Below are 13,777 nucleotides of genomic sequence, written 5' to 3' on the forward strand. Positions count from 1 at the left end.
TGGGGCGGTACGAGCTCCTGCAGGGAGGCCGTCGTCGTGACCGGGTTTCGAGGGGACGACAGCAGGGCCGATCGCCCTCTGAGCCCTGCGTCTTCCGGGCTTTGCCGGTGCGTAACTACAGGTCGGGTCCGTGGGCCTCGCACACATCGATGAATCGCAGATACCCGGCCGAAAGCGGGCAGGGTGCCCAGCGCCACCCTCAGGGCCCCTCGACCTGCGGTTCGATCGGCAGACATACCTGAAAGCGAGTGTCGCCCGGCTGCGAGGAGACTCGGATGTCCCCATGATGTTTGTTGACCACGATGCGGTAGGAGATGTCCAGCCCCAGTCCAGTGCCTTCACCGACCGGTTTGGTGGTGAAGAACGGTTCGAAGATCCGAGGTCTGATGTCCGACGGAATCCCTGCGCCGGTGTCGGCCACCTCCACGAGCAGGTGGGCATCCTCCCGCCACGTCCGAATCGTCAGTGTGCCCCCTGCGGGCATGGCGTCCACGGCGTTGATGACCAGATTGGTCCATACCTGGTTGAGCTCGGCTCCGAAGGCCGAAATCGGCGGCAGTTCATGGTCGTAGTCCTTGACCACCACAACATTGGACGGGATCTTCGCTCGCAGCATGGTCAGCGTGGCATCGAGCAACGTGTGGACATCCACGGTCTGTTGTGGTGCCCGGTCCAGCTGCGCGTACTGCTTTGCCGCACCGACCAGGCCCGAGATGCGGGTCACGGCGTCATCGATCTCGCCCATCAGAAGTTCCGCATCGATGGTGTACGCCAGCCACCTCACCGTGGAGCCCAGATTGTCCTCGCCGATGGTGTCGGCCACCGAGGTCAGCCACGGCACGCCGATGTCCGCGGCGACCAGAGTCGGTGCCAGATCCCACGCCTCCGTGACCCCGTGCTCCTCGAGCCAGTCGCCGACGGCGTCCTCCGCGTCCGCCGCAGCCAGCGCGGGCAGACCGGAAGCCGCAGCTGCTTGTTGAACCGCATCGTCCTGCAGCTCCACGAGACGATGCAGCTCGGTTCCGTCCAGCCGGCCGTCAGCGATCATGGCGAGCTTGTGGCGCATACCGGCCACTCGCTCCCGCAGAGCCGCGGTGGCCCGTACAGCTGCCGCCGCCGGATTGTTCAGCTCATGCGTGAGGCCTGCCGACAGTGACGCCAGGGCCAACAGCCGCTCGCGCTCATTGACGATGGCATTGGCCGCTCGCGTACCGAAGAACAAGCCCTCCAGCAGGTGGAGTGCCATCGGGAACCATGTGCGGATCGCATACGCGAAATCGTCGGCGGGCAACACGAAGAACTCGGTGTCGGTGACAGCCCGCAGGGTGTGGGGGTACCGCTGCTCGATGCGGTCCCCGATGTACGAGCGAGTCGCCCCGCTGTACACACCGCGCTGATCGGTGCGAGTGACCTCCACATCGTCGCCGTGGAGTACCCGGCTGAGCGCGATCACCCCGCCGAGCAGCACGAAGAAACACGTGGCCGACTCGCCCTCCTTGTACACGACGCTTCCGGCAGGCCGTTGTTCTATGCGGCCGCGTTCCGCCAGCCAGCCGAGCTGCTCGTCGCTGAGCTCCTCGAACAGGAACAGAGTCCGCAACTGCTCAGGTGACAAGTGTGCTGAGGTGGTCACTGCGCCTCCAGATAGCGGTGCACCAGCGCGACGGCCATGGCTCCCTCGCCGACGGCCGATGCGACACGTTTGACCGAGGAGGAACGCACATCTCCCGCAGCGAAGACACCGGGGACGCTCGACTCCAAGTGGTACGGATCTCTCGGCAACCGCCACCCGGGCGGACGCTTTCCTTCGGTCACCAGGTCGGGTCCGGTCACCACGAATCCGCGCGCATCGCGGGTGACCACCCCCGACAACCACTCCGTATGCGGCTCGGCCCCGATGAAGACGAACAGCCACGACGCGTCAATGGTGCGCACGGCACCGGACCGGCTCTCGCGGAGGGTCAGCTGCTGCAGGTGCCCTTCGCCCGCACCGCCGAGCACCTCGGTCCACGGGTGGATCTCGATGTTGGCGATGCCGTTGATCTGGTCGACCAGATAGCTGGACATCGAACGGGTCAGATCACCCTGGCGGATGAGGACGTGAACACGCCGTGCGTAGCGTGAGAAATACACCGCCGCCTGACCTGCGGAGTTGGCACCGCCGACGATGTATACATCCTCCCCGGAGCAGCTGGGCGCCTCGGTGACGGCAGACCCGTAGAAGACGCCCGCCCCCGTGAATTCCTGCAGGCCGGTGGCGGCCAGGCGCCGATAGGACACCCCGGTGGCCAGGACCACGGTGTGCGCGGCAATGGCGCTCTCCGGGCCCAGATGCAGCACCCGGCCCGATCCCGCCACCTCCAGTGCGACAGCACGCTGCGCGCTGAGAATCTCCGCCCCGAACTTCAGCGCCTGGCGGCGCGCTCGCTCGGTCAGCTGGGAACCGGAGACGCCGTCGGGAAAGCCGAGGTAGTTCTCGATACGGCTGCTCTGGCCGGCCTGCCCGCCGGTCGCCTGCTGTTCGACCAGGACCGTACGCAGTCCCTCCGAGGCCCCGTAGACGGCAGCTCCCAGACCGGCAGGCCCCCCACCTACCACTACCAGGTCGTAGAAATCCGAGGCCGGAACGGTGCTGAGTCCGACGTGCGCGGCGAGCTCTCGCTCGGTGGGAGAAACCAGAGGTTTTCCGTCCGGGGTGATGACCAGCGGTACGTCGGCCGCGGACAGCCCTGCGGCTGCCAGTAGGCGCTCCCCCTCCGGCTCGTCGGACAGCAGCCAGCGATAGGGCACGAGGTTACGGGTGAGGAAGTCGCGGACGGCGAAGGAGGGTGCGGACCAACGGTGCCCGACCACGCGGGTCTCCGTGTCTCCCGGATCCGGTGTGGCGTGCCAGAGGTCCAGCAGAGTGTCGATCACTGGATAGAGGTGCTGTTCCGGCGGGCTCCAGGGCTTGAGGAGGTAGTGGTCGAGGTCCACGACGTTGATGGCGTCGATGGCCGCTTCCGTGTCCGAGTAGGCGGTCAGCAGCACACGACGGGCGAGCGGAAAGAGATCCATGGCTTCCTCGAGGAACTCGATACCGTTCATCTGAGGCATGCGGTAGTCGGCGAGCATGAGCGCGAGCTGATCGCCACGGAGCTTGAGTTCACGCAGTGCTTCGAGGGCATCGTGGCCGGAGAGCGCGCGCACGATGCGGTAGCGATCGCCGTACTGTCGCCGGATGTCGCGGGCGACCGCCCGGGAGACTGCCGGGTCGTCGTCGACAGTCAGGATCGTCGGGTTCGCCATGGCTCCATCATTCCCGCAAAGACCGGGAAATGACGGCCGTCCGTCGGTGTGGTGTCAGTGGCATCCGTGGGCCGCGGAGGGCCGTCGCTGCGTCTGGCAGGCCGGGAGCGGCGGCAGCGGTTCGCGCTGGGACCGTTCGGCGGTGCTGGTGTCGCAGTGGCAGGGGCTGCGGTGGCAGCGGGGACGCGTGGGTGACCACGGGGTTGCCCGCTATGTGTTCGAGGAGTCCGTACAGGCCGAGGATGCGCCGCCCTGACTTCCAGGCGTGTCAGGATTCCGACAGGAGCGGATCCGGGATGTCGGATCCGTGCATCGGTTGTGCGGTCCAGATGCACTTGCCGGTCGCGGTGTAGCGAGTGCCCCACTGCTGGGAGAGCGCGGCGACAAGCTGCAGTCCCCGGCCGCCTTCGTCCGTCTCGGACGCGTGGCGGATCCTGGGCATGGTCAGACTGCCGTCGGAGACCTCGCAGACCAGCTCGGCGCCGCGCAGCAGCCGCAGGTGCAGTGGTCCCCTTCCGTGGCGTACGACGTTTCCGACCAGCTCGCTGGCGAGCAGCTCCGTGGTCATCGCCATGTCGTCCAAACCCCACGTGGACAGCTGCTCCCGGACGTGCCTGCGGGCCAGGCCCGCTGCCCGGGGGTCCTCCGGGAGTGGCCAGGAGGCCATCCGGTCGGAGCTGAGCGCGTGCACACGGGCGACCAGGAGGGCTGCGTCGTCGCTGGTGTGCTGTCCGGCGGGGAGCAAGCCGGCGATGAGGGTTTCGCAGAGCCGGTCCAGGTCTTCGCTGTCGCTGGTGCGCAGGAGGTTCGCCAGCTCGGTCATGCCCTGATCGATCTCGCGCTCGGGCGCTTCGACCAGGCCGTTGGTGTACAGCACGAGGAGGCTTCCCGGGGGCATCGTCAGCTCCACGGTCTCGAACGGGGGCTCTGCCGAGCCCAGGGGCGGATCCGGGGTTGGACGAGGGAAATGCACGGTGCCGTCGGGGTGGAGCACTGCCGGTGGTGGGTGGCCGGCGCGGGTGAGGGAGCACGTTCCGGTGGTGGAGTCGTACAGGGCATACAAACAAGTGGCGTACGAGTTCTTCCCGAGGCCGCTGACGATGTCGTTGAGGTGGCTCATGATCTCGTCGGGTGGCAGTTCGAAACCGGCCAGGGTGTGGACGGCCGTGCGCAGCCGTCCCATCGTGACGGCCTCGGAGAGGCCGTGGCCCACCACGTCGCCGACGACGAGCGCGACCCGTCCGGCGGGGAGCGGGATGACGTCGTACCAGTCGCCGCCGACGTCCATGCCCTGCCCGGCGGGCAGGTAGCGGGCGGCGGTGGTGCACGCCGGCAGGTCGGGCAGCCTCTGGGGGAGCAGGGCGCGCTGCAGCTCCTGGGACCGGGTGTGCTCGGCGTCGTACAGCCGCGCGCGTTCCAGGGCCTGCGCGACGAGGGCACTGATGGCTGTGAGCAAGGTGCGCTCTTCGTCTGCCAGGCGGCGCGGCCGGTCGAACGCGATCACGCAGATACCGAAGGTGTGCCCGGAGGCGGTCAGGGGCAGGAACGCCCAGGCCTGCTTGTCGATGTCGTGCGGGGTGTGGGCCAAACCGGGATATCGCGCCGCGAATTCCCGGGCCGAGGAGACGAACAGCGGCCCCTGAGTGGAGATCGCGTCCCAGACGGGGTCTGTGGCGACGCGCGAACGGCCGTCGACGCGTTCGAGAAAGGCGCGGGGGTAGCCGACGGCTCCTACGTTGTGGACCCGGTCGCCCTCGATGGCCTGCACGAGCAGCCCGGTGGCGCGGAACGGCGGCAGCACCCGCTGGGCCACCGCGTCGACCACGTCCCGTGAGGTGGTCGCCTTGGCGAGTGCCGCGGTCAGCTCCGTGATCCGAGAGGCACGCTCGGTGGCGGCCGTCTCGGCGGCGGCCCTCTCGCTCTCGTGCCGGCGGGTCTCGGTGACGTCGGTGAAGTACAGGGTGACCCCGTCGGGCACCGGGACGAGTCGCAGGTGGTAACAGCGTCCTGTCTCCGGCATCTGCACGTCGAAGCCCGTGGGCGTGGCCGTGGCGGCGGCCTGACGGCACCGCGCCTCCATGTCGGCGACCTGCTGTACGGCCGGCAATGTCCACAGCACGCGACCGAACAGCTCCTCGTCGGAGGAGCCCAGCATGCCCTCCGCCTCGAGGTTGACGAAGGTGATCCGCCAGTCGTCGTCCGCCGAAAGGAAGCCGTCGCTCATATGGCGCAGGGCGTGGCTGAGCGAGTCACGGGCGGACCGGGACTCGTTGCTGTCCCATGCCGTCCCGATCATTCGGTAGGGCTCGCCCATGTCATCGAGCACCACCCTTGCGCGCGCCTGGGTCCAGCCGTAACTGCCGTCGGGGCGGCGCACTCGATATTCGGCTTGGAATACTCCGCGGTTGCGAATGGCCCTCTCGACGGCGGCGAGCGTCCACGGCAGGTCGTCGGGGTGGACCACCTTCATCCAGCTCTCGACCTGGGGCGTGAAGTCGGCGGGCTCGGCGCCGTAGACGGCCATGGCCGCAGCGTCCCAGGACAGTTCGCCGGTGCGGATGTTCCACTCCCAGGTGCCTACCTGGACGGCCCTGAGCGCCTGCCGCAGGAAGGTGCCGCTCGGCTCCCCCCGGGCCGGGCGCGTCGGTGGCGGGGCCTGGATCATCCGCTCCTTCGCCCAGGTGGCCACCGCTGTGAGGAAATCCCACTGTTTCCTCGTGGGCTCTCCTGACGCACCTGCCACGACGGTGAGCGCGCCGACGATGCGCTCCCTGCCGAACACCGGTACGGCTGCCAGGCCCGTCCCGGGCCAGCCATCGGTCGACGTGGGCGGGGCGACGCCCGAGGGGCCATGGAGCGTCCACACGCCGGTACCCTGGCGCACCGCGTGGGCCGGAGCCGCAGTGTCCTCCTGGTCGAGGATCTCCCACGGCCGGACGAGGCCCGGAGGCAGTCCGGCCACTGACACCAGACGTAGTGCCGACATCGGACCACGCAGGTGCACCGTCCCGCCCAGGCCGTCCAGCTCGGCGACGGCGTGCTGAAGGGCGAGCCGCAGCACCTCGCCCTCGGTGACGCCCCTTTCCACACTGTTAAGCAGGTCCAACCGGGCATTCATGGACTAACTGTATATTTCAGTCACCAGATAGGCCTGAAACCGAGGCCGTCCGTGCCCGGCGCCGTCTCGCTCGACCGCTCCACGGGCCTTGCCGGCCCGGAACGCCCGAGGGCCGCGCGCCACGGCGGTGAACCGCTCTACCATGCGCTGGGCTTCGTCTGCCCCTGCTCCATGTCCTGCTGCTCGTCGGCGCGGGATACAGCACGGTTCAGCCCGGCGGGGAGGCGACCTGGAGCGACCGCGGCAGGTCCGGGCGCTGCGCCTCCGTCCTGCTGGAGGCTGTTGCTGCGGCCGGTCGACACTCCGCGCGGGCAGCCGGGGCGGAGTGTCATCGGCCCGTCGGACGCACCCAACGCCGCTCGGACAGGGATGGGACAACCCCCGATCCTGGCCTGCCCGTTGAAGCGCAGCGCCTTCCGGACAGGCGTCTGCCCGCAAAGCGCCACGGGAGTGGTCCCGCGTTCGGTCCTACGTCCCGTTCCGCACCTGTTCAGCTCCTGGCGCATGCACCGGCGCGGCCCCTAGCACCAGCACCGCGAGGTCGTCCTCGACCGGCCCCGTGTCGAAGTCGTGCACCGCCTGCCGCACACGTTCCGCGACGGCCGTGGCGCCCAGCCCCACGCACTGGCGCAGCACCTCGGAAAGTCCGTCGTCATCATCCAACTGCCGGTTCCCGCTGCGGCGTTCGGTCACGCCATCGGTCACGCACAGCAGCGTCTCACCCGGTGCGAGGTCGAAGGAGTTGGCATGGAACGTCGCCCCCTCGTCGATTCCGAGCAGCATCTGCGGGACCGACATCGCCGCCACCGAGCCGTCGGCGGACAGTCGCAGGGGAAGAGGGTGCCCGGCGCAGGCGATCTTGCAATGCGCGCCGCCCGCCACGGGGTCGGGCTCCAGCTCCCCGTAGAGCAGGCTCAGGAACTGGGGACGGGCCTGCTCGCCGCCGAGCGCTGCGGCCTCGGCGCTCTCCTCCGCCATCGCGCAGTTCAGCCTGTCGAGCACCGACTCGACGCCGTGGCCCTCGCGTGCCAGCATCCGTACCAGGTGCCGTGCCAGGCCGGTGACGGACATCGCCTCCGGGTCGTGGCCGCACACGTCGCCGAGCAGGAAGCCCCAGCGGTGGCCTCCCAGCGGGAACAGGTCGTAGAAATCGCCGCCGACGGTCTGGCCGTGACCGCGCGGCTCGTAGACGATCGCCGTGTCCATGCCTGGGATGCTGGCGAGGGAAGCGGGCAGCTGCCTGCGCTGGAGTGCTCGGCTGATGGTCGTCTGCTCGGTGTACTGGCGGGCTGTGGCCACCGCCTGGGCGACACGCCGTGCCAGATCTTCTGCGAGTCGCACGACTCCGTCGGTCATCTGCAGCAGTCCCGCCCGGCCGAGCAGCAGCACGCCATGGCAGTGACCGCCCGTGACGAGGGGGAAGGCGATTGCGGAGCCGCCCGTGTTCGCGCTCTCCGGCCAGGGCCAGGGGATACCCGTCGTGGCGAGCCTGGCGGGCGGCGGGTCCTTCTCCAGCACATGGCGCAGCGCGTCGATGCACCGTTCGTCCGCATGCCAGACGCGGGAGAGCCGCAGGCCGCCGTTCTCGGTGCTGAGCCACACGCCGCACCAGTCGGCAAGCCTGGGCACGAGCAGCTGCCCTGCGAGGGCGGCGACCATGTCCTGGTCGAGCTGGCCGGCGAGGAGCTCGCTTGCCTCGGCAAGGAACGAAGGCCCTCCGCGGTCGACCCACTCGGCGGTGTCGTCGCGACGGCCGTGCGGCGGGGCGGTCGCGAGACTGTCCGTGGTGCGCGGTTCCCCCTCGCTGGCGCCGTCGACGGGGCTGTCGGCCGGTTCGGGTTCCTCGGCCGTGGTCTGCAACCGGAACCACACCGTCTTCTGAGTGCGCCGGTACGTCACGCCCCACGACTCTGCCCGCGCGCGGACGAGCTGGAGGCCGCGACCGTACCCCGCGCCCACGGCTTCCTTGCTGCCGAGCACGGTGCAGGAAGGGTGGCGGTCCGCCACCTCGATGACGAGGTCGACAGGTCCGTCCGCGTCGAAGGGGCCGTTCACGTCGAGGAGGGACGCCGCGCGTGAGCCGTGCCCTGCCTCGAGGCGGCAGACGACCTCGACGGTGGTACCGGCGTGCATGACGGCGTTGGTGACCAGTTCGCTGACCAGGAGCATGGCGTCGTCGACGAACCGGTCGGTGATCTTCGGTGAGCCAGGAACCGCAGGATCGGTCCATTCGCCGAGCGCCGCGCGCACAAAGGTGCGCGCGGCGGATGCCGTGCAGTCGTCGGCAGGCAGAGTCGTCCGCGAGACGAACTCGCGGTGGGAGGGCAACGGCGCTTCGGGCGACTCCTTGGAGTTTCCGACGACTGACCGAATCATGTAACGTATTTTACGACAAAGTGCCCATATGCCCCGAGCCTGAGGGTGAGCTGCCATGGCACTCGACCCGCCCTCCGATGCCGTCTCCCCCGCCCCTCATTCCGCGGAATCCCCCGATTCCCCGGAACGCGTGGCCCGGCCGGGCTCCACCCCGGACGGGCAGTGGGTGCGCACGGCTGAACTGCGTCCACTTCTCGCAGCGTTGAATTCGTTGTGCGATGGCGACTTCACCGTACGTGTGCAGGGTGCAGACGAGGGTGTCCTGGCCGAGATGGCAGGGGTGTTCAATCAGGTCAGCGCGCGAAATGCCCATCTGGCCGCGGAGCTCCAGCGAGTGCGCCGCGAGGTCGTGCGGCAGGGCAGACTGGACGAGCGGATCGCGGCGAGCCCCGGGCAAGGGGCATGGGCGACGAGCGTGGACGCGGCGAACCAGCTCGTGGAGGCACTGGTGGCCCCGGTGGCGAAAGCGACACGGGTGCTGGATGCGGTTGCTGCCGGTGATCTGACGCAGCGGGTGGACATGCACGACGGCAACCGTCAACTCCGCGGTGACCTACGGCGTCTGGGACTCGTGGTGAACCGGATGGTCGACCAGCTGTCTCTGTTCACGGGCGAGGTCACGCGTGTCGCACGGGAGGTCGGGACAGAAGGGCGGCTCGGCGGACGGGCCAAGGTGCAGGGCCTGTCGGGCGACTGGCGTTACGTCACCGAGGCCGTCAACACCATGGCGGCGCGGCTGACGGCGCAGGTGCGCGACATCGCCGTGGTGACGACGGCGGTGGCGCGCGGCGACTTGACCCAGCAGGTGACGGTCGAGGCGACCGGCGAGCTGTTGGAACTGAAGCTCACCGTGAACACCATGGTGGACCAGCTTCGGGCGTTCGCGGACGAGGTGACACGGGTCGCCCGCGAGGTCGGCACGGAAGGGCAGTTGGGCGGACGTGCTCAGGTGCCCGGGGTCTCCGGGGTGTGGAAGGACCTCACCGACAACGTCAACCTCATGGCCTCGAACCTCACCTCGCAGGTCCGCAACATCGCCCAGGTGACCACCGCCGTCGCCAACGGCGATCTCAGCCAGAAGATCACCGTGGACGCGCGGGGCGAAATCCTCCAGCTCAAAAGCACCGTGAACACGATGGTCGACCAACTGTTGGCGTTCGCGGACGAGGTGACGCGAGTCGCCCGCGAGGTCGGCACCGAGGGGCGCCTGGGCGGGCGGGCTCAGGTCCGCGGGGTCTCCGGGGTGTGGAAGGACCTCACCGACAACGTCAACTTCATGGCGGACAACCTGACCTCGCAGGTCCGCAACATCGCCCAGGTGGCCACCGCCGTCGCGCAGGGCGATCTCGGCAAGACGATCACGGTGGAGGCAAAGGGCGAGATCCTGGAGCTGAAGTCGACGATCAACACGATGGTCGACCAGCTCTCGGCGTTCGCGGATGAGGTGACTCGGGTCGCCCGCGAGGTCGGCACCGAGGGGAACCTGGGCGGACGGGCGCAGGTCCGAGGCGTTTCCGGTGTCTGGAAGGACCTTACCGACAACGTCAACTTCATGGCGGACAACCTCACCTCGCAGGTCCGCAACATCGCCCAGGTGGCCACGGCCGTCGCCAACGGCGACCTGTCGAAGAAGATCGACGTGGACGCGCGCGGTGAGATCCTGGAGCTGAAGACCACCATCAACACGATGGTCGACACGCTCTCCTCGTTCTCCTCCGAGGTGACACGGGTCGCCCGCGAGGTCGGCAGCGAGGGACAGTTGGGTGGCCAGGCCCGCGTCGAGGGCGTCTATGGAACGTGGAAGCGGCTCACCACCAGCGTCAATGAGCTCGCTTCGAACCTCACCACCCAGGTCCGCGCGATCGCCGAGGTCGCCAGCGCCGTCACCCAGGGCGACATGTCCCGTGCCATCTCGGTCGAGGCACAGGGCGAGGTCGCCGAGCTGAAGAACAACGTCAACCTCATGGTGGCCAATCTCCGCGAGACCACCCGCGCCAAGGACTGGCTGGAATCCAACCTCACTCGCATCGCCGGCCTCATGCAGGGCCACCGAGACCTCGTCGAGGTCGCCGACCTGATCCTGCGCGAGCTGACGCCATTGGTGAACGCACAGTTCGGAGCGTTCTTCCTGACCGAGGCCGCGGCCAAGCCGAGGGAGGGGCTTCAGTTCATCGCCGGCTACGGCACCGATGCGGCCAGGGGGAGCGGCCCGTTGCCCGAGTCCGGGACGCCTGGCCGCGGGCTGATCACCCAGGCCGCTCTGGAGAAGAAGCGCATCCTCATCGCCGATGTCCCACCGGACTACATCACCATCAACTCCGGGCTCGGCGCCGCACTTCCCGCGAGCGTCGTCATCCTGCCGATCCTCTTCGAGGACCAGGTGCTCGGAGTGATCGAGCTGGCCTCGTTCAGCAAGTTCAGTGACGTACACCTGGCCTTCATCGACCAGTTCGTCACCACCATCGGCGTCTCCATCAATACCATCATCGCCAACTCCCGTACGGAGTCCCTGCTCTCGGAGTCTCAGCGCCTCACCAGCGAGCTGCGCAAGCGGTCGGACGAGCTCCAGCGGTCCAACGCGGCGCTGGAGGAGAAAGCAGCCCTGCTCGCCACGTCCTCGCAGTACAAGTCCGAGTTTCTGGCGAACATGTCGCACGAGCTGCGCACCCCGCTCAACTCGCTGCTGATCCTGGCCGGCCTGCTTGCCGACAACCCGGATGGCACGCTGTCCGAGCAGGAGGTGCAATTCGCGGCCACCATCCACCGCTCGGGCTCGGATCTGCTGCAGCTGATCAACGACATCCTCGACCTGTCGAAGATCGAGGCAGGCCGGATGGATGTCCGCCCGAGGACATTGCCCCTGGTCAAGCTGCTGGACTACGTGCAGGCCACGTTCCGCCCGCTGACCCTCGACCGCGGGCTCGCCTTCGACGTCACAGTCGGCGAGAACGTGCCGAGCGAGCTGGTCTCGGACGAGCAGCGCCTCCAGCAGATCCTGCGTAATCTGCTGTCCAACGCCGTGAAGTTCACCTCCTCCGGCGGCGTGGAGCTGCGCGTCGAGTGCGTGCCGGGAACGAAGTTCGAGGACCGGTCGCTGCGGAATGCCGAGACCGTCATCGCGTTCTCGGTCAAGGACACCGGCACCGGCATACCGCCCGAGAAATTGTCGGTGATCTTCGATGCGTTCCAGCAGACCGACGGCACCACCAGTCGCAAGTACGGAGGGACCGGGCTCGGGCTGTCCATCAGCCGCGAGATCGCCGCGCTGCTCGGCGGCCGGATCGTCGCCGAGAGCGAACTGGGCGTCGGATCCTGCTTCACTCTCTACGTCCCGTCGCGCTACCCCGGCGTCTTCCCGGAGCCCGACGCGGTGGCTGCGCCGGCCGCCCCCGCTGCGCTCCCTGGACAGGCCGAACCGTCGCCCGACGCTGCCGACTACGCGCCGAGCGGCGTCTTCGGGAACGCGGACAGCCTGATCGGCAGGGGAACCCCCGGGGCCGCCGACGGGCGAGACGACACCTGGCCGGAGACGACGCGGCTCAGGGAGTGGCTGAGCGGGCGCCCCGGCCGCGTGCTGACAGGGCGCCGCATCCTGATCGTCGACGACGACATCCGGAACGTCTTCGCGCTCACGCATATGCTGGGCCGCGTCGGCATCACCGTGAAGTACGCCGAGAACGGCCGCGAAGGCATCGAGGTCCTCGAGCGGTCTCCTGACGTGTCGCTGGTCCTGATGGACATCATGATGCCCGAAATGGACGGATATGAGACGATCCGGACCATCCGGCGCACGCCGCGTCTTGCCGGGCTGCCCATCGTCGCGCTCACGGCCAAGGCCATGCCGGGCGACCGCGAGAAGGCGATCGAAAGCGGCGCCTCCGACTACGTCCCCAAGCCCGTGGATGTGGACCGCCTGCTGACGGTCATCTGTGACCTGCTCGACCCGCAAGGCGCCCCTCCGGCATCGGAGGCAGGAGCCGGTGGAGAGTCGCATCCAGCACGAGAAGACGGCACGGACCCTCCGAGGCGGCAGATATGACCATCAACACTCCGGAGAAGGCCAGCATCCTGATCGTCGACGACATGGAGGAGAACCTGGTTGCGCTGGAGGCTGTACTCGGCTCGCTCGACCAGCAGCTGGTACGCGCCCACTCCGGAGAGGAGGCCCTCAAGGCGATGCTGCGCCAGGAGTTCGCGGTCGTGCTGCTCGATGTCCTGATGCCCGGCATGGACGGTTTCGAGACCGCCGCCAACATCAAGCGTCTGGACCAGACCAAGGACGTGCCCATCATCTTTCTGACCGGGACCGAGGCGGACACGGACTACCTCTACCGGGGATACGCGATCGGCGCCGCCGACTTCCTGACCAAACCCTTCGACCCTTGGCTGCTTCGCACGAAGGTCAACGTCTTCCTGGATCTGTACCGCAAGAACCGTCAGCTCGCCGCACAGGCCGAGCAACTGCGCCGTCTGCTGGTCGGGGCGCCGACTCCTGCCACGCCGGTAGGTCCGGCGGGATCGGTAGAACCCGTGGGGGGTGCCCGGGACGGGCTGTCGCGGGCACGGGACGCAGGCGCGGGTGCCAGCGGGGGCAGTGGCCGGCAGCTGGCGGAGATCACCGAACGGCTCGCCCAGATCGAGTTGCAACTACGGGACGCCGAAGGCGCCGAGGCAGTCGGCCTCGCCGACCGCATCGCCGACCTCGAACGTACCGTCCGCAGCCTGCGCGTGGGCCGGGACGCCTACTGAGGGCTGTCCCGTAACCCCTGGCGGAACAGCGCGCGGCGTCGGATGCGGCGCAACGCACGGCGGAGGGGCGTCCTCATATCAGATGCATTCGGGCGTTCCGGCAACGCAGCGAGGTGCCGTGGCTGCCGTCGTGCGCCCGCCGGGGGCTACGGGACGGCCCTTGGTGTGCGATCGCGGGGCGGCCGGAAGTCCTTATGTCGGCGCAGCTTGTGAGTCGGACGGATCTGAGTCGTCGGCGACTGGGGT

The 13,777-nt window shown here is 68.5% G+C and carries 6 protein-coding genes; 2 read left to right on the top strand and 4 right to left on the bottom strand.

What is annotated here, in order from left to right; translation table 11 throughout:
• Nucleotides 1–199: 199 nt before the first annotated feature.
• The 4 genes from ACFU6I_RS14395 to ACFU6I_RS14410 form a co-directional block, all read right to left on the bottom strand.
• A complete protein-coding gene (locus ACFU6I_RS14395) occupies nt 200–1,633 on the bottom strand; it encodes an ATP-binding protein (protein WP_384365436.1) in 1,434 nt (477 codons plus the stop codon).
• Nucleotides 1,630–3,288 carry an FAD-dependent oxidoreductase gene (locus ACFU6I_RS14400; RefSeq protein ID WP_384365439.1) on the bottom strand — a complete coding sequence of 553 codons (1,659 nt, stop codon included), beginning with the start codon at nt 3,286–3,288 and terminating at the stop codon, nt 1,630–1,632. The genes ACFU6I_RS14395 and ACFU6I_RS14400 overlap by 4 nt, the downstream gene beginning before the upstream one ends.
• A gap of 268 nt (nt 3,289–3,556) precedes the next feature.
• Nucleotides 3,557–6,406, bottom strand: a complete 2,850-nt coding sequence (locus ACFU6I_RS14405; protein ID WP_384365442.1) for a SpoIIE family protein phosphatase — start codon at nt 6,404–6,406, stop codon at nt 3,557–3,559.
• A 468-nt stretch (nt 6,407–6,874) separates the two neighbouring features.
• Nucleotides 6,875–8,782, bottom strand: coding sequence for a SpoIIE family protein phosphatase (locus tag ACFU6I_RS14410; protein ID WP_384365445.1), 1,908 nt, complete (start codon nt 8,780–8,782; stop codon nt 6,875–6,877).
• 55 nt (nt 8,783–8,837) lie between these two features.
• Here ACFU6I_RS14410 and ACFU6I_RS14415 point away from each other — a divergent pair, with 55 nt between their 5' ends.
• Together ACFU6I_RS14415 and ACFU6I_RS14420 are read left to right on the top strand one after the other, a co-directional pair.
• Complete coding sequence (locus ACFU6I_RS14415; protein ID WP_384365449.1) at nt 8,838–12,821, top strand: HAMP domain-containing protein; 3,984 nt, start codon at nt 8,838–8,840, stop codon at nt 12,819–12,821.
• Entirely contained in the window at nt 12,818–13,531 is a 714-nt protein-coding gene (locus ACFU6I_RS14420; protein ID WP_384365452.1) for a two-component system response regulator, read from the top strand. The genes ACFU6I_RS14415 and ACFU6I_RS14420 overlap by 4 nt, the downstream gene beginning before the upstream one ends.
• The last annotated feature ends 246 nt before the right edge of the window (nt 13,532–13,777 follow it).

Source organism: Streptomyces sp. NPDC057486, from assembly GCF_042802415.1.
Taxonomy (GTDB): Bacteria; Actinomycetota; Actinomycetes; order Streptomycetales; family Streptomycetaceae; genus Streptomyces; species Streptomyces yanii.

Coding starts and splice junctions, on each gene's coding strand:
- ACFU6I_RS14410 (WP_384365445.1), bottom strand. CDS start 8,782: ATGATTCGGTCAGTCGTCGGAAACTCCAAGGAGTCGCCCGAAGCGCCG.
- ACFU6I_RS14415 (WP_384365449.1), top strand. CDS start 8,838: ATGGCACTCGACCCGCCCTCCGATGCCGTCTCCCCCGCCCCTCATTCC.
- ACFU6I_RS14420 (WP_384365452.1), top strand. CDS start 12,818: ATGACCATCAACACTCCGGAGAAGGCCAGCATCCTGATCGTCGACGAC.
- ACFU6I_RS14400 (WP_384365439.1), bottom strand. CDS start 3,288: ATGGCGAACCCGACGATCCTGACTGTCGACGACGACCCGGCAGTCTCC.
- ACFU6I_RS14405 (WP_384365442.1), bottom strand. CDS start 6,406: ATGAATGCCCGGTTGGACCTGCTTAACAGTGTGGAAAGGGGCGTCACC.